The organism is Streptomyces sp. NPDC048331 (assembly GCF_043201215.1).
Classification (GTDB): domain Bacteria; phylum Actinomycetota; class Actinomycetes; order Streptomycetales; family Streptomycetaceae; genus Streptomyces.
Map to the genome: position 1 here is coordinate 1 of NZ_JBICYT010000033.1, position 21358 is coordinate 21358.

At 70.8% G+C, this 21358-nt stretch carries 23 protein-coding genes; 12 read left to right on the forward strand and 11 right to left on the reverse strand.

Features of this window, described 5'->3' with window-relative positions:
- Nucleotides 1–147 precede the first annotated feature (147 nt).
- A complete protein-coding gene (locus tag ACGFYY_RS32955) occupies nt 148–705 on the forward strand; it encodes a GNAT family N-acetyltransferase (protein ID WP_393715071.1) in 558 nt (185 codons plus the stop codon).
- The gene (locus ACGFYY_RS32960) at nt 702–1136 is read left to right on the forward strand and encodes a hypothetical protein (protein WP_393715073.1); all 435 of its coding nucleotides are present in this window, start codon (nt 702–704) and stop codon (nt 1134–1136) included. The genes ACGFYY_RS32955 and ACGFYY_RS32960 overlap by 4 nt, the downstream gene beginning before the upstream one ends.
- Here ACGFYY_RS32960 and ACGFYY_RS32965 read toward each other — a convergent pair.
- The 6 genes from ACGFYY_RS32965 to ACGFYY_RS32990 all read right to left on the reverse strand — a co-directional run bounded on the left by ACGFYY_RS32965 (nt 1133) and on the right by ACGFYY_RS32990 (nt 8245).
- Nucleotides 1133–2695, reverse strand: a complete 1563-nt coding sequence (locus ACGFYY_RS32965; protein WP_393715075.1) for a type VI secretion protein — start codon at nt 2693–2695, stop codon at nt 1133–1135. The two genes, ACGFYY_RS32960 and ACGFYY_RS32965, sit on opposite strands and share 4 nt — an antisense overlap.
- Before the next feature lie 2 nt (nt 2696–2697).
- Nucleotides 2698–4113 (reverse strand): ATP-binding protein, encoded by a 1416-nt coding sequence (locus tag ACGFYY_RS32970; RefSeq protein WP_365278838.1) that lies wholly within the window; start codon nt 4111–4113, stop codon nt 2698–2700.
- A gap of 19 nt (nt 4114–4132) precedes the next feature.
- Nucleotides 4133–5695: an SCO6880 family protein gene (locus tag ACGFYY_RS32975; RefSeq protein WP_393715076.1), complete on the reverse strand. Its 1563-nt coding sequence runs from the start codon at nt 5693–5695 to the stop codon at nt 4133–4135.
- Complete coding sequence (locus ACGFYY_RS32980) at nt 5692–7017, reverse strand: hypothetical protein (RefSeq protein ID WP_393715078.1); 1326 nt, start codon at nt 7015–7017, stop codon at nt 5692–5694. The genes ACGFYY_RS32975 and ACGFYY_RS32980 overlap by 4 nt, the downstream gene beginning before the upstream one ends.
- A complete protein-coding gene (locus ACGFYY_RS32985; protein WP_365278847.1) occupies nt 7007–7834 on the reverse strand; it encodes a hypothetical protein in 828 nt (275 codons plus the stop codon). The genes ACGFYY_RS32980 and ACGFYY_RS32985 overlap by 11 nt, the downstream gene beginning before the upstream one ends.
- Nucleotides 7835–7936: 102 nt before the next feature.
- The gene (locus ACGFYY_RS32990) at nt 7937–8245 is read right to left on the reverse strand and encodes a hypothetical protein (protein WP_008742356.1); all 309 of its coding nucleotides are present in this window, start codon (nt 8243–8245) and stop codon (nt 7937–7939) included.
- A gap of 410 nt (nt 8246–8655) precedes the next feature.
- Here ACGFYY_RS32990 and ACGFYY_RS32995 point away from each other — a divergent pair, with 410 nt between their 5' ends.
- Complete coding sequence (locus tag ACGFYY_RS32995) at nt 8656–9810, forward strand: alpha/beta fold hydrolase (protein WP_393715081.1); 1155 nt, start codon at nt 8656–8658, stop codon at nt 9808–9810.
- A 143-nt stretch (nt 9811–9953) separates the two neighbouring features.
- Here ACGFYY_RS32995 and ACGFYY_RS33000 read toward each other — a convergent pair whose 3' ends face one another.
- The gene (locus ACGFYY_RS33000; protein WP_393715083.1) at nt 9954–10802 is read right to left on the reverse strand and encodes a pentapeptide repeat-containing protein; all 849 of its coding nucleotides are present in this window, start codon (nt 10800–10802) and stop codon (nt 9954–9956) included.
- 77 nt (nt 10803–10879) lie between these two features.
- On the opposite strand from ACGFYY_RS33000, the gene ACGFYY_RS33005 reads away from it, so the two are divergent.
- The 5 genes from ACGFYY_RS33005 (at nt 10880) to ACGFYY_RS33025 (ending at nt 16164) form a co-directional block, all read left to right on the forward strand.
- On the forward strand, nt 10880–11488 hold the full coding sequence (locus tag ACGFYY_RS33005) for a LysE family translocator (protein WP_030728571.1): 609 nt from the start codon (nt 10880–10882) through the stop codon (nt 11486–11488).
- Between the two features lie 51 nt (nt 11489–11539).
- On the forward strand, nt 11540–12343 hold the full coding sequence (locus ACGFYY_RS33010; RefSeq protein WP_393715086.1) for a thioesterase family protein: 804 nt from the start codon (nt 11540–11542) through the stop codon (nt 12341–12343).
- A gap of 117 nt (nt 12344–12460) precedes the next feature.
- Nucleotides 12461–14167: a serine/threonine-protein kinase gene (locus tag ACGFYY_RS33015; RefSeq protein ID WP_393715088.1), complete on the forward strand. Its 1707-nt coding sequence runs from the start codon at nt 12461–12463 to the stop codon at nt 14165–14167.
- Nucleotides 14168–14240: 73 nt separating this feature from the next.
- Complete coding sequence (locus tag ACGFYY_RS33020; RefSeq protein ID WP_393715173.1) at nt 14241–15245, forward strand: NlpC/P60 family protein; 1005 nt, start codon at nt 14241–14243, stop codon at nt 15243–15245.
- A gap of 202 nt (nt 15246–15447) precedes the next feature.
- Entirely contained in the window at nt 15448–16164 is a 717-nt protein-coding gene (locus ACGFYY_RS33025) for a phosphatase PAP2 family protein (RefSeq protein WP_365278865.1), read from the forward strand.
- 135 nt (nt 16165–16299) lie between these two features.
- Here ACGFYY_RS33025 and ACGFYY_RS33030 read toward each other — a convergent pair whose 3' ends face one another.
- A complete protein-coding gene (locus ACGFYY_RS33030) occupies nt 16300–16512 on the reverse strand; it encodes a hypothetical protein (RefSeq protein WP_393715090.1) in 213 nt (70 codons plus the stop codon).
- 96 nt (nt 16513–16608) lie between these two features.
- Nucleotides 16609–16824 (reverse strand): hypothetical protein, encoded by a 216-nt coding sequence (locus ACGFYY_RS33035; RefSeq protein ID WP_365280059.1) that lies wholly within the window; start codon nt 16822–16824, stop codon nt 16609–16611.
- A 131-nt stretch (nt 16825–16955) separates the two neighbouring features.
- Here ACGFYY_RS33035 and ACGFYY_RS33040 point away from each other — a divergent pair, with 131 nt between their 5' ends.
- Both ACGFYY_RS33040 and ACGFYY_RS33045 read left to right on the forward strand, forming a co-directional pair.
- On the forward strand, nt 16956–17789 hold the full coding sequence (locus ACGFYY_RS33040) for a hypothetical protein (protein ID WP_393715092.1): 834 nt from the start codon (nt 16956–16958) through the stop codon (nt 17787–17789).
- Between the two features lie 138 nt (nt 17790–17927).
- Nucleotides 17928–18113 carry a hypothetical protein gene (locus ACGFYY_RS33045; protein ID WP_037883851.1) on the forward strand — a complete coding sequence of 62 codons (186 nt, stop codon included), beginning with the start codon at nt 17928–17930 and terminating at the stop codon, nt 18111–18113.
- A gap of 178 nt (nt 18114–18291) precedes the next feature.
- Here the strand turns inward: ACGFYY_RS33045 and ACGFYY_RS33050 are convergent, their stop codons facing one another.
- The gene (locus ACGFYY_RS33050; RefSeq protein WP_030009310.1) at nt 18292–18606 is read right to left on the reverse strand and encodes a metal-sensitive transcriptional regulator; all 315 of its coding nucleotides are present in this window, start codon (nt 18604–18606) and stop codon (nt 18292–18294) included.
- Nucleotides 18607–18810: 204 nt separating this feature from the next.
- On the opposite strand from ACGFYY_RS33050, the gene ACGFYY_RS33055 reads away from it, so the two are divergent.
- Together ACGFYY_RS33055 and ACGFYY_RS33060 are read left to right on the forward strand one after the other, a co-directional pair.
- Nucleotides 18811–19431 (forward strand): DUF47 domain-containing protein, encoded by a 621-nt coding sequence (locus tag ACGFYY_RS33055; RefSeq protein ID WP_008742369.1) that lies wholly within the window; start codon nt 18811–18813, stop codon nt 19429–19431.
- A 5-nt stretch (nt 19432–19436) separates the two neighbouring features.
- Nucleotides 19437–20435, forward strand: a complete 999-nt coding sequence (locus ACGFYY_RS33060; protein WP_365280044.1) for an inorganic phosphate transporter — start codon at nt 19437–19439, stop codon at nt 20433–20435.
- A gap of 139 nt (nt 20436–20574) precedes the next feature.
- Here the strand turns inward: ACGFYY_RS33060 and pstB are convergent, their stop codons facing one another.
- The gene (pstB, locus tag ACGFYY_RS33065; protein WP_365280047.1) at nt 20575–21351 is read right to left on the reverse strand and encodes a phosphate ABC transporter ATP-binding protein PstB; all 777 of its coding nucleotides are present in this window, start codon (nt 21349–21351) and stop codon (nt 20575–20577) included.
- Nucleotides 21352–21358: the final 7 nt, after the last annotated feature.

The following is a 21358-nucleotide window of genomic DNA, read 5'->3' on the forward strand; positions in this document are numbered from 1 at the left end:
TGTGGGAGAGTAGGACGCCGCCGAACAATCATTGTGGGAAAGCCCCGCACCTTATGGTGCGGGGCTTTTCTGCGTTCACGGGCCGATCGGGCCGGGAGCCGGAAAACCTGGGTGGGCCGGCAATGGTCCGTGGTTAAGATCCCGAGCATGAGCGATGACTACGTGATCAGGGCTGTACGGGGCGACGAGTGGGAGAAGGTCAAGGAGCTGCGGCTGGTGGCGCTCCGGGATCCGGCTGCGGCCGTGGCCTTCCTGGAGACCGAGGAGGGGGCGCTGGCCCAGGGCGACGAGTTCTGGCAGCAGCGTGCCGCGGGCGCGGCCGAGGGGCGGGGCGCCCGGCAGTTCATCGCCGAGGCCGGCGACGGTCGGTGGGTCGGGTCCGTGACCGTGCTCATCGAGGCGCAGGGCGCCACCGACTACTTCGGTGAGGCCATTGCGCAGCAGCAGGGCCACCTGGTCGGGGTGTTCGTACGTCCTGAGCAGCGAGGCAGCGGGCTCGTGGAGAGGCTGTTCGACGCCGCGCTGGAATGGGCCTGGTCGCTGGAGGAGCCGGCGACCGAGCGGGTGCGGCTGTTCGTGCACGAGGACAACCCGCGGGCCGAGGGCTTCTACCGGCGGTACGGGTTCCAGGCCAGCGGTCTGCTGATACCGCTGGAGACGGGCGCCAAGGAGCGGGAGTACGTCTACACGCGCCCGGGAGCGTGAGGAAGGAAGAGGACACTCCGGTCGAGGAGCGGTTCCTGCTGGTCGAGTGCCACGCCGACGAGACCGCTCGGACAGCCTTCGGCCGAGTGCTTCCGCAGCCGGCCGCGAACGAGGCGGTCGTGTTCCTCGGGTACAACTACGCGGACGTTCCGGTGGGACGGCAGTACGCGTGCTGCTTCAGGCGGGCGGACGCGGAGGTCGCCGAGCAGGTGACCACCACCGTCGTTGCTGTCACCCAGCAGTACGGACACCTCTGGGACCACATCCCTCATGGATGGAAGACGCTCGCGCTGCTGCGGTTCGAGCCGTCGATCCCGCCAATGGTCCGCGAGCTGCCGCCGGGTGGGCTGTGGTACGAGCACCGCGGATCCGTGTGCGTCTCCGACGCGGATACGTGGGGCGCGTACGTCGCCGCCGGGCGGGCCCGTTAGGGGAGAAGGGCTTGCGGCCAGCGGGAGCGGGCCTGTTCGCGGCTGCGGCACAGGGCGAGCAGGGGGAGCGTTCCGTCGGTCAGGAGTTCCGGGAGCTGGGGGATCGGGGCCACCGCGGCCACGTCGTCGAGCACCAGGGAAAGTGGTGGGTCGAGCCGACCGTGGGATGACCGTGCGGCCATGCGGCGGCCGTGCTCGACCACGTGAGCGGCGAGTGCGGTGAGCAGCGGCATCGCACCCGGGTGGGTGCGGGGATCCTCCAGAGCTTCACCCACCAGGTAGAGGGTGCCCCCTTCGGCGACGAATGATGCCAGGGCGAGCGCATCGGCCCGGTTCGGGTTGCAGGCTTCGCGGATGTGGATCGAGGTCAGGCAGGACAGGGCACGGGCCGTCAGGTGCTGGGCGAGCTCGCGGCGTTCGGGGTGGGCGGTGAGGGCGCTCTCCAGCTCGCCGGCCGCGCCGGGGGCGGCCTGGGGGTGGGTACGCAGGATCCGGACCGGGTCCTGGGCGCTGTTGCCCTGAGCCCAACGGTGGAGCAGCTTGAACGGGCGTTCGTCCAGGGCGGCGGCCTGGAGCCAGCTGCGCAGAAGGGTTTCCGCGGTGTCGGCCACGGCCGCGTCCATGCGGGCCTGGGGGCGTACGGGGGCCAGCAGGGCGATGGCGCGGGCGGCGGCGGTGTCGCGGTCGGCGCAGCCCTCGGCGGGGTTCCAGTGCATGCGGGCCGGGGTGTCGCACAGGTGGGAGGGGTCGTAGAGGAGGACCGGGCCGAGTTTGGCGCGGGCGTCCTTGGTCTCCGCCCAGAGGGTGGGGGAGGAGGTCACGACGAGGGCGGCGCCCTCGATCTCGCGGATGCGGTGTGCGGCGGTGCGGAGGCGGTCGTTCGGGCCGGCGTATGTGATCCCGTCCGGGGTGGGGCTGGTGACCGCCGTTGTCGCCGCCGCGGGTTGGGGAGCGTAGCCGAAGCCGTAGCGGTAGGCCTCGTCGGAGGGTGCGGCGCCGTGACCGGGGGCACTGCCCGCGGACCCCCGCGCCTCGAACGCCGGCGAGGTTGGAGGGGACGGCGAGGCTGGGGAGAGCGGCGAGGCCGGGAGGGGTGATGAGGCCGGGAGGGGTGATGGGGCCGGCTGTGCTGCCGGGACCGGGGTGGGTTGTGCGGGTGGGGTGGCCGGGGTGGGCTCGGTGGTGTGGTGGGCCAGGGCGCGGCGGGACTTGGTGCGGGCCACCACGCCGATCACGAAGACGGTGAGGACGAAGAGGATCAGCAGCTGGCTGACGAACAGGCCCCAGAAGAGGCCCCAGCCCGACAGGGCCGCCGGGTCGGTGTCCGGCCAGGCGGCGGGGATGTCGTGCGGTTGCGCTATCAGGGCGCGGACGGCTTCCGGGGTGCGGGTGAAGGTGACCGTGTCGGGCCAGGAGCCCTTCGCGAAGACGGCCGCGAGGCCGGTGGCCGACCAGACGAGGACGGCGAGGCCGAGGAGGAAGGCCAGGAGGCCGACCAGCAGGCCGTCCGGGACGCCGCCGCCGCGCGCGGGTGGCTCCGTACGTCGTGCGTCGTGCATGGTCAGGCCACCGTGGTCGCGGAACCGGGGCCGCCGCGTCGGCGTTCGATGGACAGGGCCCTTTCCTCCGCCTCCAGTTCGGCGGCGAGCATGTCGGCGGGGAGGCGGGTGGGGGTGGAGGACTCGGTCATGGCGCGGTCGGTGAAGACGAGGGGGCGTTCGGCTTCGGTGATCAGGTGTTTGACCACCTGGACGTTGCCGTTGACGTCCCAGACGGCGATGCCCGGGGTGAGGGTCGGGATGATCTCCACGGCCCAGCGGGGGAGGCCCAGGACCCGGCCCGTGGCTCTGGCCTCGTCGGCCTTCTGGGCGTAGATCGTTCGGGTCGAGGCCATTTTGAGGATGGCCGCAGCCTCGCGTGCCGCCGCGCCGTCGACCACGTCCGAGAGGTGGTGCACGACGGCCACGAAGGAGAGGCCCAGGCGTCGGCCGAACTTCAGCAGGCGCTGGAACAGCTGGGCGACGAAGGGGCTGTTGATGATGTGCCAGGCCTCCTCGACGAGGAAGATGCGCTTCTTCCGGTCGGGGCGGATCCAGGTGTGCTCCAGCCAGACGCCGACGATCGCCATGAGGATCGGCATCGCGATGGAGTTGCGGTCGATGTGGGAGAGGTCGAAGACGATCAGCGGGGCGTCGAGGTCGATGCCGACGGTGGTGGGGCCGTCGAACATGCCGCGCAGGTCACCGTCGACGAGGCGGTCGATGACGAGCGCGACGTCGAGGCCCCAGGCCCGGACATCGTCTATGTCGACGTTCATCGCGAGGGCGGACTCGGGCTCGGGGTGGCGCAGTTGTTCCACGATGTCGGTGAGCACGGGCTGGCGCGTGGTGATGGTTTCGACGACGTAGGCGTGCGCGACCTTGAGGGCGAAGCCCGAGCGCTCGTCCAGGCCGTGGCCCATGGCCACCTCGATGATGGTCCGGAGCAGCGCGAGCTGACCGGTCGTGGTGATGGCCGGGTCGAGGGGGTTGAGGCGGATCCCGTCGTCGTTGGCGGCGATGGGGTCCAGGCGGATGGGGGTTATCCCCAGCTGCTGGGCGATCAGGTTCCATTCGCCGACGCCGTCCTCGCCCTGGGCGTCGAGGACGACGACCTGGCGGTCCTTGAAGCGGAGCTGGCGCAGGACGTAGGTCTTCTCCAGGGCGGACTTGCCGTTTCCGGATTCACCGAGGACGAGCCAGTGGGGGGCCGGGAGCTGTTGTCCGTACAGCTGGAAGGGGTCGTAGATGTAGCCCTTGCCGCTGTAGACCTCGCGGCCGATGATGACGCCGGAGTCGCCCAGTCCGGGGGCTGCGGTGGGCAGGTAGACGGCTTGCGCCTGCCCGGTGGAGGTGCGGACGGGCAGGCGCGTGGTTTCGACTTTGCCGAAGAGGAAGCTGGTGAAGGCGTCCGTCAGGGCGGACATGGGATCTCGCATGGGCGGCACTTCCTTCCAGCTAGCGTCGGATGCCGGTGGCGAACGGCAGGGTGTTGACGAAGGCGCGGTGGTGCTCGCGGTCGCACCATTCCAGCTTCAGGTAGGACTTGCCGGCGGAGGCGCGGATCGTCCGCTTGTCGCGGGCGAGTGCCTCCGGCGAACGCGAGGACACCGTGATGTACCCGACGAGGTTGACTCCTGCCGCACCGCTGGCGAGATCTTCACCTCTTTGGTCGAGCCGGCCGTGGGCGGCGATGTCGCGGGGGTCGACGGTGCGGTTCATCTTGGCGGCGCGGGAGGCGTCGGCCTCGTCGTTGGTCTTCTCGGTGAGCATGCGCTCGATGGCGATCTCGGTGGGCTCCAGGTCCATGGTGACGGCGACCGTACGGATCACGTCGGGGGTGTGGACGAGGAGCGGGGCGAGGAAGTTGACGCCCACGGGGGTCATCGGCCACTCCTTGACCCAGGCGGTGGCGTGGCACCAGGGGGCGCGGGTGGAGGATTCGCGGGTCTTGGCCTGGAGGAAGGTGGGCTCCACGGCGTCGAGCTCGGCGGGCCAGGCGTTGCGCTTGGTCATGGCCTGGATGTGGTCGATGGGGTGGTCCGGGTCGTACATGGAGTGCACGAGGGAGGACAGGCGGCCTTGGCCGAGGGGCTGGCGGACGCGGATGTCGGCCTCGGCGAGGCGGGCGCAGATGTCGGTGAGCTCGCGGGCCATGACGATGGCGAGGCCGGCGTCGCGGTCGAGCTTGCGGCCCTTGCGGGGGGTGCCGGCGCGGGCGATGGCGTTGGCCTCGGCGGCGAGGTCGCGGGTGTAGTGCATGCAGGCGACGAGGTAGGCGCGGTGCTGCTCGGAGGAGGTGGACACCATCGACTGGAGTTGGTCGTAGGAGTCGCGGAGCCAGCCGGGGGACTGGGTGTCGCCGCGCTGGGCCACGTCCTTGGCGTGCGCGTCGGGGTCGGCGGGGAGGGTGCGGGCGAGCATCTGGAGGCGGGTGACGAAGCCGTCGCCGTTGGCCACGTGCTTGAGGAGGGTGCCGAAGCGGTCGACGAGGGCTTCCTGGTCCTCGCTGTCGCGCAGGCCGACGCCGGGGCCCTCGATCTCGATGGCGGCGGTGACGGTGCGGCGGTCGGCGTGGAGGAGGACGGCGATCTCGTCGGGGCCGAAGGGGGCGGCGAGCCAGTTGATGCGGCCGATGCCGGGGGGCGGGCCGACCTCGACCTCGCGGCCGTCGGAGCCGCGGATGCCGGCTTCCATGGCGCCGGAGCGGTAGGTGGTGCCGCGGCGCAGGGTGCGCTTGTAGCTGCGGCTGATCTCGAACCAGCGGTAGAAGGTGCGGCCCTTGTACGGGACGTACACGGCGGCGAGCGCGATCATGGGGAAGCCCGCGAGGCTGACGATGCGCAGGGTGAGGTCGGGGACGAGTAGTCCGCTCATCATGCCGAAGAACGCCCCGGCGATGATCAGGGCGATCTCGCCGGTCTCGCGGTTCTTGCCGACGATCGCGTTCGGCCGGGCGCGGCCGATGAGATACGTGCGGCGGGGCGCGACCGGGTGCATCTGGTGGGACTGGGTCGTCAACGCCCGTCACCTCCTGTGTTCCTCGTGCTCGAGCTCGTGCGGGGCGGGGGTGCGGCGGAGGGGACAGATCCGCCGCCGGCTCCGCCGCCGGAGGTGGGTCGGCTGCTGTGGGCGGCGACGCCTCCGGAGAGGGGGTTGGCGGGGCGGGGGGCGTTGCTGCCGCCGCTGCCGCCGTCGCCGCGGTGGGCGCCGCGGCTGCTGTGGGTCTTGATGCCCTGCGAGACGAGGGAGGCCGGGGAGCTGATGACGGCGGCCGCCTGGGCGCCGTCGGTGGCCTTGCTGCGGTTGGAGCGGGCGGAGGCGATCTCGTCGCCGAAGCCGGGGACGAAGCGGTAGATCATCGCGGAGGCGAAGATCGCCAGGAGGATGATGGCGAGGCCGGTGACGACGGCGGAGAAGGCGTTGGGGCCCTTTTCTCCGGTCAGGGCGCCGGCGAGGCCGAGGACGATGACGATGACCGGCTTCACGAGGATGACGGCGATCATGATGCCGGCCCAGCGGCGGACGTGGCCCCAGAGGTTGCGGTCGACGAGCCCGGAGTAGACGACGACGCCGAGGAGGGCGCCGACGTAGAGGAGGGCGGCCCGGATGAACAGCTCCAGGTAGAGCACGCCGGCGGCGAGGACGGTGACGAGCGCGACGACGATCAGCATGATCGGGCCGCCGCCGATGTCGTCGCCCTTCTTGAGGGCTTCGGAGAAGGAGCCGAAGAAGACGTCGGTCTGGCCGCCGGTGGCGGAGGCGATGACCTCGGTGACGCCGTCGGTGGCGGAGACGACGGTGTAGAGGACGAGGGGGGTGAAGGCGGAGGCGAGGACGGTGAGCCAGAGGAAGCCGATGGCTTCGGACATGGCGGTGGTGAGGGGGACGCCGCGGACGGCTCGCTTGGCGACGGCGAAGAGCCAGAGGACGAGGGTGAGGATGGTGGAGGCGGCGAAGACGACGGAGTACTGCTTGAGGAAGGCGGGGTTGGTGAAGTCGACTTCGGCCGAGCCCTTTACCGCTTCGCTGAGCTTGGTGACGATCCAGGAGGCGGCGTCGGCGCAGCCGCGGGCCAGGGAGGCGAGGGGGTTGAGGGCGTCTGCCGGGTCGGTGGGGGCGAGACCGGGGGCGCCGCCGGTTGCTCCGCCGTTGCCGCGCTCGCAGTATTCGCGGGCAGGTCCCGCGATCAGCGCACAGGGGTCACTGGTCGCGGTCGGTGCCGGAGTGGTGGTCGGGTCGGGGGCCGCTGCTGCGGGCCCGGCGGAGAGGGTGCCCGCGATCTGGAAGGCTGCTGCCGCGGCGCCGACGCCGAGGGCCGAGAGCCTGGCGCTACCGGGCATAGGTGAACCCTCCGAATTCGGTGACAGCGCTGCTGATCTCGGCCGATCCGGACACGGCGTTGTCACCCGTGACCGGGGTGGGGCCGTCCTTCTGAGCGGTCTCGACGACCTTCCAGTCGGAGCCGTTCCACTTCATGGACACGGAGATGGTGAACCAGCCACTGGTCACCGGCCGGGTGGACTTCTCACCGGTGAGGCCGAACATTCCGATGCACCACACGTCAACGGCGGCGGTTTCGCCGGCGAAGGTCTTGACTTTGGTCCCGGCGGGCACGGTTCGGTTGACGAACGTGGAGCCCGCGGGGGCGAGGCCGTCCTTGGTCAGCCCGATCTGGGAGAGCAGTCCGGCCGAGTAATCGGCGTCGAAACCTGCCTGGAGCTTCGCCCGCGTGCTGTCGTCGGAGACAGCGTCCACGATGGCGCGTCTGCGTGCGGGATTGAACATGGCGTCGGAGCCGAGTGCCACCGCGAAGTTGGCGGCGGCCGACTGGGCGCCCTGTTCGTCGTGGGCGAAGCCGTGGGGGATGCCTGCGGTTTTGCCCGTCACCGGGTTCGTGCCCGTGGCTGCCGTGGAGGAGTCCGTCGGGGGTTTGTCCGAGGCCGGGTCCGTCGGGGTGTCCGGGGCGGAGTTGGCGAAGGCGATGGCGGCGATCAGGAGGACCACCACGCCGACCACGGTGATCAGGCTGCGGGAGGCGCGGGGGGTGCGGCGGGTGGGGCCGTACGGGTCGGCCGGGGCGTCCGGGAGGCGGGTGCGGGTCTGGCCGGTGCCGCCGACCTCGCCGTAGCCGCCGCCGTACTGGTCGTCGTTGCTCATTCCCTGTCCGCCCCCTCCGCGTCGTTCGACGGTAGCGCTGGTTCCCGCGTGGATGTGGTGTCGTGATGCGTCATCAGCTACGGGGCCCGGCGCGTGACCCGGCTAGACGGCCATCCCGTAGACGATCGTGAACAGGGTCCCGAGGGAGCCGATGATGAAGACTCCGGTCAGCCCGGCCACGATCAGGCCCTTGCCCTGTTCGGCGCTGAACGTGTCGCGCAGTGCGGTCGCGCCGATGCGCTGTTTGGCCGCCCCCCAGATGGCGATGCCCAGGCAGAGCAGGATCGCGACGGCCATGACCACCTCGATCATGACCTTCGCTTCGTTGCCGAGACTGCCGAAAGGCCCCCAGTTCGGGGCGATTCCGCCGATGATGGTGGTGATGTCGCCCTTTTCGGCTGCCAGGATCATGTAACTCACCGCCCCTGTATGGGTAGTTCCGGAAGGCCCCGGCCCGACGGCAGGGGTTACGCACTATCTTCGCTGATGAAACCGCCGCCGTCGTCGACTTGACGGCTCTCTTTACCCGATCTCGCGGCCCGCGCTTCGCTTCCGCGCTCTGACCTGGGCAGGGGCGGGGTGTGTGCGCGAGAACATCCGGTCACTCTGTGTATCACGAGGGGTGACGTCGGACGCTGTTTTGTCGACTCGGCGTTCGGGGGGTGGGGTGAGGGGCCGCCGTTCGGAGCAGTGGGGTGGCGTGTCGTTGGGCCGACCCGCCGACATGCGTCGGATGGTCCTTCGGTCGTTTCATCGGTGCGCGGGGCGTGGCGGTGAGGCTGTCGGCGGGGTTGTCAGTGGGGTGCGGCAGGCTGGAGAGCATGACGACTCCATGGACTCTCGCGGACCTCGAGGCGGCCATCCGGGCGGGATGGTCGGCAGAGACCTGCGAGCCCTCCGGCATCACGAGGATCCCCTGGACTCCGGAGAATCCGGGCTGGGGGCACTGTGACATCACGGCTCTGGTGGTGCAGGACCTGGTGGGTGGGGACCTGATGCTGGGCGAGGTGTTCCACGACGGTCGGCAGGAGGGCTACCACTGGTGGAACCTGCTGCCCGGGGGTGTCCGTATCGATCTGACGCGGGAACAGTTCCGGCGGGGGGAGACGGTCACTCCGGGGCGGATCGTGAAGCGGCCGGCGGGGCGGTTGCGTAGGCGGTGGGAGGAGTACCAGCTGCTGCGGCAGCGGGTCATCGACAAGCTGGGGCCGTTGCCGGGGGTGATGGTGACCCAGGACGGGCGGCGGCTCGCCTATACGGACTTCGGCGGGCCGGGGGCGCCGTTGCTGGCGCTGCACGGGCACTTCGAGGCGGGGGCGGCGGCGTTCGAGCGGCTGGCCCAGGAGGTGGGGCCGGCGTGGCGGGTGATCGCCCTGGACCAGCGGGGGCACGGGAGGTCCGACCGGGCGGTGGAGTACACGCGGAACGGGTACGTGGCGGACGCGGCCGCGCTGCTTGAGCAGTTGGGGTCGGGGCCGGCGGTGGTCCTGGGGCACTCGCTGGGCGGGGTCAACGCGTACCAGCTCGCGGCGCGGCGGCCGGATCTGGTGCGGGCGGTGGTGGTCGAGGACATCGGGGCGGTGGTCGACGGCGACCTGTCGTTCGTGCGGGAGTGGCCGAGGCGGGCGGGGACGCGGGCCGAGTTCCTGGCGGGGGTGGGGAGTGCGGCGCCGTACCTGGAGCGGTCGTTGCAGGAGTACCCGGACGGGTGGGGGACCGTGTTCGAGGTGGAGGACATGGTGGAGTCCCAGCGGGGGCTGAACGGGGACCACTGGGGGGACTGGCTGGGGGTGCGGAAGCCGACGCTGCTGGTGCGGGGGGATCGGAGCGGGGTGTTGTCGGCCGAGCACGCGCGGGAGATGACGGTGCGGAGGGCGGGGGTGCGGTTGGTGGAGTTGCCGGCGGGGCATTCGGTGCGGGTGGGGGACCCGGAGGGGTTCTTCGCTGCCGTGCGGGGGTTTTTGGCGCGGGTGTGAGCGTGCCGGGGGCGGCGGGCCTGGGGCGGCGTGCCTGGGCGGGTGGGTGCGGCGCCGTTGCTGGGGCTCCGCCCCAGACCCCGCGCCTCGAACGCCGGCGGGGCTGGGGTGGTGCGGTGGGGCTGGGGCGGTGCCCCGGGGGTTCAGGTCCAGTGGGTGGGGCGGGTGAGGGAAGGGGGGATTCGGGTGGTCGGGTCGCCCTGGGCCGCGTTCAGCTGGGGCTGGGTGAGGAAGACGGCCTCGCGCAGGTCCGCGCCGCGGAGGTCGGTGTCGCGGAGGTCCGCGCCGATCAGGTCGGCCGTGCGGAGGTCGGCGCGGGTGAGGTCGGCGGCGATCAGGTAGGCGCCGCGGAGGTTCGCGCCGCGGAGGTCTGCTCCGGAGAGGCGGGCGCCCATCAGGTCGGCGCCGCGGTGGTTCTTCTTGCGGCCCGGCACCTTCGCCCGGACGAGCTCGCTGGTCTTCAGGAGCAGGGTGTTGATCCGTTGCCGGAGCGTGCCGACGTCCAGGTCGGCCAGGGCCTCGGCGTCGGCCCGGGTCCATTCCTCGGTCTCCGCCAGGGCTCGGCGCAGGTCCGCGTGGACGGGGGCGGCGGCCGGGAGGGTCAGGGCCTCGCTGACGTAGAAGAGCAGTTCGTGCAGTTGGCGCAGTACCGGGAAGACCTCGAACATCTGGCGGGCCGTGCCGGGGTGGGTGCGCCAGTCCCGGCCGCCGAAGGTGACCTGGGAGACCTGCTGGCCCGCGCCGAAGCAGTCGAAGACGGTGCAACCCTGGAAGCCCTTGTCGCGCAGCCGGGTGTGGATGCCGCAGCTGAAGTCCTGCCGGAGGTTGCCGCAGGGGGTTCCGGCGGGCTTGTTCACGGCGAAGTCGTTGGACTTGGCGAAGGGGAGGGCCACGCAGCAGAGCGCGAAGCAGTTCGCGCAGTCGGCCTGGAGGACGGGCAGGGGGGCGGGCGCGGGGGCGGGGGTGGCGGGGCTACTGGGCACGTCGTCCATTGTCGCTCGTCGGGTGTGTGAACCTGGGCTGTCCGGAATTGCTTGATCCACTGGGCGGTGGCGGTGAGCATCGCCGTATGACAGAAGTGATCGCAGTCGCCGTCATCACCCTCCTCGCCGTGATCAGTCCCGGCGCCGATTTCGCCATGGTGGTCCGTAACAGCTATCTCTACGGGCGGCCCACCGGGCTGTTCGCCGCCGCCGGTGTCGCGGCCGGCGTGCTGGTCCACGTCTCCTACACGATGCTCGGGGTCGGTCTGTTGATCGCCTCCTCCACCGCGCTGTTCACCGCGATCAAGCTCGCGGGTGCGGCCTATCTGGTGTGGATCGGGATCCGTACCTTCCGGGCGCGGGCCGAACTGACCGTGGACCTGGAGTCGAAGCCGCAGCTGACCCGGCTGGGGGCGATGCGGTCGGGCTTCCTGACCAATGTGCTCAATCCGAAGACGACGCTGTTCGTGGTGTCGACCTTCACGCAGGTGGTGAACCCGCAGACGCCGGTGTGGCAGCAGGTGGGCTACGGGCTGTTCATGTCGGCGGCGCACCTGGGCTGGTTCGGGGCGGTGGCGCTGTTCTTCTCCGTCTCGCGGCTGCGGGACCGGATGTTGAAGGCGCAGAAGGCGCTGAACCGGGCCATCGGGTCGGTGCTGGTGGGGCTGGGGGTGGGGCTGGGGTTCGCCCGCTGAGCCGGTCCCAGGGGCTGGTGGCCTGGGTTACCTGTCGGTAGCGTGGCCGGTATGGGTGCTGCCGAGGGGTACGAGGGATTCTTCGAGAGGGTCGACGCCGGGCGGTTCCTGGCCACCGAGTACACGCGGGGGCCGTGGGACCCGGGGTCGCAGCACGCCGGGCCGCCGGCCGCGCTGCTCGGGCGGGCCGTGGAGGAGCGGCCGGGTGCGCGTACGGACATGCGGATCGCCCGGATCACGTACGAGATCCTGCGCCCGGTGCCGATCGGCGAGCTGGAGATCACCACCAACGTGCTGCGGGCCGGGCGGGGGACCGAGGTGGTCGAGGCGGCCCTCGCGCCGGCGGGCGGCGCGCCCGTGATGCTGGCGCGGGCCCTGCGGATCCGGGTCGCGGAGGAGGCCGTACCAGCGGTGGTCCCGGGGCCGCAACTGCCGCCGCCCGGGGAGGTGGAGGTGACGCCGTTCTTCCCGGTGCCGTGGGAGGTCGGCTACCACTCGGCCATGGAGACCCGGTTCACCGAGGGCGCCTTCGTCGAACTGGGCCCCGGCACCTGCTGGATGCGGATGAAGGTGCCGCTCGTCGCCGGGGAGGAGCCCAGGCCGCTGGACCGGGTGCTGATCGCCGCCGACTCGGGCAACGGGATCAGCTCGGTGATGGACTTCGGGCGGTACGTGTTCATCAACGGTGACCTGACCGTGCACCTGCATCGTCATCCGGTGGGCGAGTGGGCGTGCGTGGAGGCCCGTACGAGTGTGGACGGGGCCGGGATCGGGCTCGCGGACGCGCGGTTGCACGACGAGAAGGGGCCCATCGGGCGGAGCGCGCAGAGTCTGTTCGTGGCGCCGCGTTCCTAGCCGCGTTCCTAGCCTCGTTTCTGGCCTCGTTTCTGGCCTCGTTTCTGGCCGGATTCCGGCCGCGTTCCGCTCAACCCGCCTGCCGGCAGCGGAAGTCGGTGTGGCAGGCTCGGGGTGATGGAGGCCCTGAGAGACGTCGACCCCGCGCAGATCGGGGCGCATGCGCTGTTGGCCCGGCTCGGAGCCGGGGGGATGGGGCAGGTGTACCTCGCGCGGTCGCCGGGTGGGCGCCTGGTCGCGGTGAAGGTGATCCGGGACGAGATCACCGGGCATCAGGAGGCGTTGGCCCGGTTCCGGCGTGAGGTCGAGACCGTGCGTGCGGTGCGTTCGGCGTACACGGCGAACCTGATCGACGCCTCGCTGGCCGCGCCGCCGTACTGGCTGGCGACGGAGTACGTGGCGGGCCCGACGCTCGGTCATGCCGTGGCGGAGCGGGGCGGCCTGCCCGCGGACACCTGCCGGCGGCTGTTCGCGGCGCTGGCGGAGGGGCTCGCGAGCGTGCACGCGTACGGGGTGACGCACCGGGACCTCAAGCCGCAGAACGTGATCCTGGGCGCGCAGGGGCCGCAGCTCATCGACTTCGGTATCGCGCGGGGTGTGGGCGAGACGGCTCTCACCCAGGACGGGCAGGCCCCGGGGACACCGGGGTACACCGCGCCCGAGGTGTTGCTCGGTGCGGAGGCCGGGGCCGGGGCGGACGTTTTCGCCCTGGGTGCGACCCTCGCGTACGCGGCGACCGGGCGGCCGCCGTTCGGTACGGGCGTGGCGACGACGGTGAGCTACCGGTCGGTGCACGAGCCGGTCGACGTCGCCGGGGTGGAGACGGGTCTGGCGGGCCTGATCGAGGCGTGTGTGGCGAAGGATCCGGCGGTGCGGCCGGGTCTGCGTGAGGTCATCGCCCGGTGCGGGGTGCGGGACGCGCTGGTCGACGATCCGGCGTACCTCGGGCTCGGTGCGCTGGGTGAGGCCGTACCGGTGCACGAGATGCGGACGCGGGGGCCGGGGTTGCAGTACGGCTACACCCCGACCCAGGACGTGGCCGGCGCCGTGGTCACGGTTCCGCCGAGGCGCGGGCGGACGCGTCGTACGGGTACGTGGGTGGTCGTCGGGGTCGCGCTGGCCGTGGTCGGGGCCGTGGCGGTGTGGAAGTTGCCGCTGGGGGGTCAGGGGGGCGAGGGCGACCGGGCCGGTGGGCGGGAAGAGGGCCGGAGCCCTGCCGCGCAGACGCCCGACGGGCAGGTGCCCGTCGGGCGGGCTCCCACCGCCGGTGGGCAGAGCTCCGGTGCTCCCGTGGCGAAGTCCCCGGCCGGTCCGCCCACGTACATCAGGCAGACCGAGCCCAATCTGGACGACTACAACCCCATCCAGCGCGCCTGTGCCCGGACCCGGGCCGAGGACGGCCTGTTGGATTTCCAGACCTCGATGCCCAGGACCATGGACGACCCCGAGTTGCGCTCGGGCAAGGTGAGGATCGGGTTCCGGGTCAAGAACGCGCTGCCCGACGCGGCGCCGTACTACGTGGCCGTCGTGGTGAAGCCGCAGCACGAGGTCGACGAGAACGGCCGGTCCACCGCGGTGACCGACAATCGCCAGCTCGGCTTCGTTGCCAAGGCCCGGGACCTGTACGAAGGTGACGAGGTGGAGTGGAAGTCCGTCACGTACCCGGACGACTTCTCCATGCAGCTGAACGGGAAGACCGTCAAAGCCCCGCCGCTGTCGCAGGATCCCGGCGGCTGGACGGTGGTGTTCCGGCATGCCGTCTCGGATACGGACCATACGACGTTGGTGTGTGACGGCTTCGACAGCGGGCCGCAAAAGGGATGAATCCGACACGTCATGGTGAATCCCGGTGAAAGACCGGCCGATGGGGGAGGGTTGACGGGTGCGCAGATTCTGGGTGATCGGCGGGATCAGCTTCGGAGCGTGTCTGTGCTTCGTGGCTCTCCTCGTGGTCGGCACGTACTCCGCCGCCGCGGGCATCGCGACCGCCGGTGGCCGCCAGGTCGGGCTGGCCAAGGGCGCCGTACCCGGGAAGTACCAGGCCTTGGTGCAGAAGTGGGGCGTTCTCTGCCCGACCCTGAGTCCGGCCGTCCTCGCCGCCCAGCTCTACTCGGAGAGCGGCTGGAACCCGACCATCGTGAGCCCTGCCGATGCGCGGGGTATCGCCCAGTTCATCCCCGGGACCTGGGCCACGCACGGGATCGACGGGGACGGCGACGGTGACCGCGACATCTGGGACCCGAACGACGCCATTCCGTCGGCCGCCTCGTACGACTGCGAACTCGCGCGCTATGTGAGCAAGGTGCCCGGAGACCCCGTCGCGAACATGCTGGCCGCCTACAACGCCGGTCCGGGTGCGGTGACGCAGCATCAGGGCGTGCCCCCGTTCCGCGAGACGCAGGGGTACGTGAAGGCCATCACGACGCTGGCCAAGAGCTTCGCACGGCCCGTCGGGCGGGTGGCGCCCTCGCAACAGGCCGCCGGGGCGATCTACTTCGCGCAGAAGCAGCTCGGGACGCCGTATCTGTGGGGTGGCAACGGGACGCCCGATCAGGACGGGCGGTTCGACTGTTCCGGGTTGACCAAGGCCGCGTACGAGACCGTGGGGATCCAGTTGCCGCGGGTGGCGAACGACCAGTACAACGCCGGGCCGCATCCTTCGCGGGATCAACTCCTGCCCGGTGACCTCGTCTTCTTCTCCGATGATCTGACGAACTCCCGGGAGATCCGGCACGTCGGGCTCTACGTGGGAGGCGGATACATGATCAACGCCCCTTACACCGGCGCCGTGATCCGCTTCGACAAGATCGACACCCCGGACTACTTCGGTGCGACGCGCGTGACCAAGGACGGCGCGGAGGCGCTTCCCGAGCGTCCCGCCGCCGGGCGCGCGGCTTCGTAACTCACCGTAAGGCAAAGGCCCTGAGCTGCGACGATGAGTCACTCTTCGATAACGTTGGAGTGATCATTGCGTGGAGAATGGAACGTAGGAGCCAGAACGGGCGTTCCATGGGCGCGGGGGTTGATCAAGTGGGGGGTGGAGGGGCGCACACAGGGGTGCGTTCCACAGGGGAACCACGGCAAGGGCAAGGGGCCGCGTCACCATGGCTGGACTCACAACAGGTGGGCCGAACGTGGATGTCAGCCTGCTGTACGGGATCAACGGAGCGGCCCGACATGCTCCGGCGTGGCTCGACCGGGTCGTGAGCCTGGTCGGGGAGTACGGGATCCTGCTGGCCCTGGTGCTCCTGGTCCTGTGGTGCTGGCGCGGTGCCCGCCGGCAGGACGAGGCCGGTGCCGTCGAGTCCGTCGCCGCGCTCGTCTGGGCCCCGCTCGCCGCCGGGTTGGCGCTGCTCGTCAATGTGCCGCTGCGTGAATTCGTCGGGCGGGAGCGTCCGTTCCGTCAGCACGAGGGCCTGCAAGTGCTCGACCCCACCTTCGGCTGGGGGCTCGGGCGCACCGAGTTCTCCTTCGTCAGCGGCCACACCACCCTCGCGATGGCCCTGGGCGTGGGCCTGTTCGTGGCGAACCGGAAGTTCGGCCTCGTGGGGATCGGGCTGGCCTTCGCCGAGGGGCTGTGCCGGGTCTACATGGGGATCCACTACCCGACCGACGTCATCGGCGGCCTCGCGCTCGGCACCGCCGTGGTGCTCCTGCTCGCGCCGCTCGCGATGGCCGCGCTGACCCCGCTGGTGCGGGCGGTGGCCCGGTCCCGGCGCGGTGGTCGGCTCGTACGGGCCAGGGACCTCGCGCTGCCCCTGCCGGTCGGCCTCCCGCAGGCACCGACCCCGCCCGCGCACGAGAGGGACCTCGCGGCCTGACGCCGCCGGTCGCGGTACGGGGGCCGGCTCAGGTCTGCGCGTACGCGTTCCATACGGCGAGCAGCGCGGCCGCCACCAGGCACAGCGCCGCGGCCCCGAAGCACACCCGCACCGCCTTCGGCCGGGAGCGGCGCATCAGGGATCGCCGCCGTCGGAGTCGCGGCGGTACCGGGAGCGCGGCCACCAGCCGGTCGCCGCGGCCGCGGCCGAGGTGGGCCCGACGGCCAGGGCCACGTCGGCGGGACCGTCCGCCGAGCCCACGGGTCGGGCCCCGGCCGCGGCGGCCGGGGCGGACACGATGAGCAGGGCCCGGAGAAGGGTCGCGAGGCGGGCTGCGGAACCTGGCATGAGTCAAGGGCATCCGCTGCGGCGCGCGTCGGCCAGCCGGGCCGTCCGAACGGGCGAGACGGGCCTCCGGGAGGTCCCCGGCGGTTCCGGCGGTCCCTAGGGGCTCGTGTGCCGGGCGGCGTCCTTGCGGGCCAGGTCGCGGGAGCGGCGGGCCGGGCCGCTCCAGCCGCACGTGCAGACGGCCAGGCAGAACGATCCGCGGTCGGCGGTGGAAGTGGTGTGGCCGGTCGGTGGTTCCGGCTGCTCGTGGGGCCTCGGGAGAGGCAGGGAGGCCGGCGGAGGGACCAGGGTCGCGTCGGTGTGCGGTTCCACAGGTCCACGGTACCGGGGCGGTCGACGCGCGGGGAGGGTGCGCCCCCGTGACGGGAAACCCCGGACCTCGTTAAGTGGAGCGGGTGGGGGCCTCGGGCAAGCAGCGGTCATGCGTTGGGGGTTGGCAGGCGATGGTGGATCACCGGCACAGGCGGCCGCGCGGGCGTGCGGGTGAGGCGGTACTCGCCGCCGGAGTCACCCTTGCGGTCACGACGATGACCGGGTGCGTGGCCGACGCGAGCGACAGCCGGCCTCCGGCGGACGCGGCGGCGGTGGTCCGCGGGGCCGCCGACGCACTGGCGAAGACCGGCAGTGCCCGGGCCCGTACGGCCATGGAGATGGCCACGGGCGGTACCCGGGTCACGATCCGCGGCGAGGGCGGGGTGGACTTCGAGAAGCGGATGGGCCAGCTCCTTGTGATGCTCCCGGCCGATGTGAAGGGCAAGGCCGAGCACCGGCCCATCACCGAGCTGCTCGTGCCGGGCGCCCTCTACATGAAGAACCGGGGCGCGGGCGTGCCGGACGACAAGTGGGTGCGGGTCGACACGACGACCCTGAACGACGGGAACCTCGTCACGGGCGGGGCCACCGATCCGCTGGTCGCGGCCGAGCTGCTGCGGGGCGTGCAGGAGGTGACGTACGTGGGGGAGACCGAGGTGGCGGGCACCAAGGTGCGGCACTACCGGGGGACCACGGACATCGGGCGGGCGGCGGGGAGCGCGTCGCCGGAGGTGCGGGGGGCGCTGGAGGCGGCGGCGAAAGGGTTCAGCACGGACACGGTGCCGTTCGACGCCTACCTCGACGAGGAGGGCCGCTTGCGGAAGGTCAGGCACCGGTTCACGTACGTCAACAATGGCGTGATCGATGTGTCGTCGACCACGCTGCTGTACGGGTTCGGGACGCCGGTGACCGTGGTATTGCCGGCAAATGGGGATATTTACGCCGGGAAGATCTCCGATCAGTGAGTCGGAGGAGGAGCGGGCGGTGCGATCGGGCCACGGCCCGGTATCCGGAAATGGTCCATCCGTGTCATGCGGGGGACGGCTCGTCCTCCCTACGCTGAGAAGCCGGGCGCCGGCGCGTGGTGCGGTGCGGTTCGACCGATGACGGCCGGTGGCCGGTGGCAGATTGAGGTGACACGCGTGACTCCCGCAGGCGGTACGACGGTGCAGGACCACGTTGCTCTCGCCGAGATCGAGCTGTGTGGTGAGTTGATCATCGCCGCGTCGGCGGCCGCGGAGGAGCGGCTGAGCCTGGACCGCATCGACGAGGTCCTGCTCGGGCACTAGCCCGACGCCTCCCGGCGGGGGGCGCGGCTTGTGTACGCGCCCGGCCTCCTGTCGGCTGCCGCGCCGCTGCCGGGACTCCGCCCCAGACCCCGCGCCTCAAACGCCGGCGGGGCTGGGATGCGCGGGGCTCGGTGGGTGCGCGTCAGGCGCCGGCGGGGCTGGGATGCGCGGGGGCGGGTCAGGTGCGGAGGAGGCGGGCGATGGCTTTGGTGGCTTCCTCGACCTTGGCGTCGATCTCGGTGCCGCCCTTGACCGCGGCGTCCGCGACGCAGTGCCGCAGGTGCTCCTCCAGCAGTTGGAGCGCGAAGGACTGCAGTGCCTTCGTGCTCGCCGAGACCTGGGTGAGTATGTCGATGCAGTAGACGTCCTCGTCGACGAGTCGCTGGAGGCCGCGGATCTGGCCCTCGATCCGGCGCAGCCGCTTGAGGTGCTCGTCCTTCTGGTGGTGGTAGCCGTGGACGGCTCCGGAGCCCTCCGCCTCGATGGTCGTCATACGTCCTCCCGTGGTCCGGAACGAGGGTGCATGCCTGACGCATACCCCTCATGGGTATAGGATACTGGGCCGCGCCGCCCGAGGCAGGGGTCCGTGGTCCTCACTCTGCCCGATGGAGGACACTGGGGAACGGCCGGTTAGCCGTGGCCGGGGGATGCGCCTAGCATCAGCCTGACCGAATCCAATGCACCCCGAGGACCTCACGTGCGATTTCGTCTGACCCCCAGGGAGACGAGCTTCTACGACATGTTCGCCGCATCCGCGGACAACATCGTCACGGGCTCCAAGCTCCTGATGGAACTGCTCGGAGCGGACTCCTCCGCCCGGGCCGAGATCGCGGAGCGGATGCGGGCGGCGGAGCACGCGGGGGACGACGCCACTCACGCGATCTTCCACCAGCTGAACTCCTCCTTCATCACGCCGTTCGACCGCGAGGACATCTACAACCTGGCCTCGTCGCTCGACGACATCATGGACTTCATGGAGGAGGCCGTCGATCTCGTCGTCCTCTACAACGTGGAGGAGCTCCCCAAGGGGGTCGAGCAGCAGATCGAGGTGCTGGCGCGCGCGGCCGAGCTGACCGCCGAGGCCATGCCGCACCTGCGGACGATGGACAACCTGACCGAGTACTGGATCGAGGTCAACCGCCTCGAGAACCAGGCCGACCAGATCCACCGCAAGCTGCTGGCCCAGCTCTTCAACGGCAAGTACGACGCCATCGAGGTGCTGAAGCTCAAGCAGATCGTCGACGTGCTCGAAGAGGCGGCCGACGCGTTCGAGCACGTTGCGAACACGGTGGAGACCATCGCGGTCAAGGAGTCCTGAACCTCGTGGACACCTTCGCTCTGGTCGTGACCATCGGTGTCGCGCTCGGCTTTACCTATACGAACGGTTTTCACGACTCCGCGAACGCGATCGCGACGTCCGTCTCCACGCGGGCGCTGACCCCGCGCGCGGCGCTGGCGATGGCGGCCGTGATGAACCTCGCCGGTGCCTTCCTGGGCAGCGGCGTGGCCAAGACGGTCAGCAGCGGCCTGATCGAGACGCCCACGGGGTCCACGGGCATGTGGATCCTCTTCGCGGCGCTGGTCGGCGCGATCGTCTGGAACCTGATCACCTGGTACTTCGGCCTGCCCTCGTCCTCCTCGCACGCGCTGTTCGGCGGCATGGTGGGCGCGGCGCTGGCCGGTGGTACCGAGGTGATCTGGTCGGGCGTCCTCGACAAGGTCGTCATCCCGATGTTCGTCTCGCCGGTCGTCGGTCTGGTCGTCGGTTACCTGGTGATGGTGGCCATCCTGTGGATGTTCCGCCGGTCCAACCCGCACAAGGCCAAGCACGGCTTCCGTATCGCGCAGACGGTGTCGGCGGCGGCCATGGCGCTCGGCCACGGCCTGCAGGACGCGCAGAAGACCATGGGCATCGTCGTGATGGCCCTGGTCATCGCCGATGTGCAGACCGCCGACGAGGCGATCCCGGTCTGGGTCAAGGTCGTGTGCGCCGTGATGCTGTCGCTGGGTACGTACGCGGGCGGCTGGCGCATCATGCGTACGCTCGGCCGCAAGATCATCGAGCTGGACCCGCCGCAGGGCTTCGCGGCCGAGACGACCGGTGCGTCGATCATGTTCGGCTCGGCGTTCCTCTTCCACGCGCCGATCTCCACCACCCACGTGATCACCTCGGCGATCATGGGTGTGGGTGCGACCAAGCGCGTGAACGCGGTCCGCTGGGGCGTCGCCAAGAACATCGTCCTGGGTTGGTTCATCACGATGCCGGCCGCGGCCTTGGTCGCCGCGCTGAGCTTCTGGGTCGTGGACCTCGCGTTCGTGTAGGACGCGGGAAGGACGACAGCGGGAACGACAGCGGGAACGAAATCGGGCCGGCTCCCCCCACCCAGGGGGAGCCGGCCCTTTTCTTTCTTTCGCCTTGCGGTGGCACCGCCATGCAGCACCGCAGGACGTGCGGTCCCGGTTAGCCGAAGCGACCCGAGATGTAGTCCTCGGTCGCCTGGACGGACGGGTTCGAGAAGATCCGGTCCGTGTCGTCGAGCTCGATGAGCTTGCCGGGCTGTCCGACGGCCGAGAGGTTGAAGAAGGCGGTACGGTCCGAGACGCGGGCCGCCTGCTGCATGTTGTGCGTCACGATGACGATCGTGAAGCGCTCCTTGAGCTCGCCGATCAGGTCCTCGATCGCGAGGGTGGAGATCGGGTCGAGGGCCGAGCAGGGCTCGTCCATGAGCAGGACCTGGGGTTCGACCGCGATGGCGCGGGCGATGCACAGGCGCTGCTGCTGGCCGCCGGAGAGGCCGGAGCCGGGCTTGTTCAGGCGGTCCTTGACCTCGTTCCAGAGGTTGGCGCCCTGGAGCGACTTCTCGACGATGTCCGTGAGCTCGGACTTCTTGAAGTTGCCGTTCAGCCGCAGGCCCGCCGCCACGTTGTCGAAGATCGACATGGTGGGGAAGGGGTTGGGGCGCTGGAAGACCATGCCGACGGTGCGGCGGACCGCGACGGGGTCCACGCCGGTGCCGTACAGGTTCTCGTCGTCCAGCAGGACCTTGCCCTCGACGCGGCCGCCGGGGGTGACCTCGTGCATGCGGTTGAGGGTGCGCAGGAAGGTGGACTTGCCGCAGCCGGACGGGCCGATGAAGGCCGTCACGGAGCGGGGCTCCACGGTCATCGAGATGTCATCGATGGCCTTGTGGTTGCCGTAGAAGGCGGACAGTCCGGAGACGTCGATTCGCTTCGCCATGAGGGGT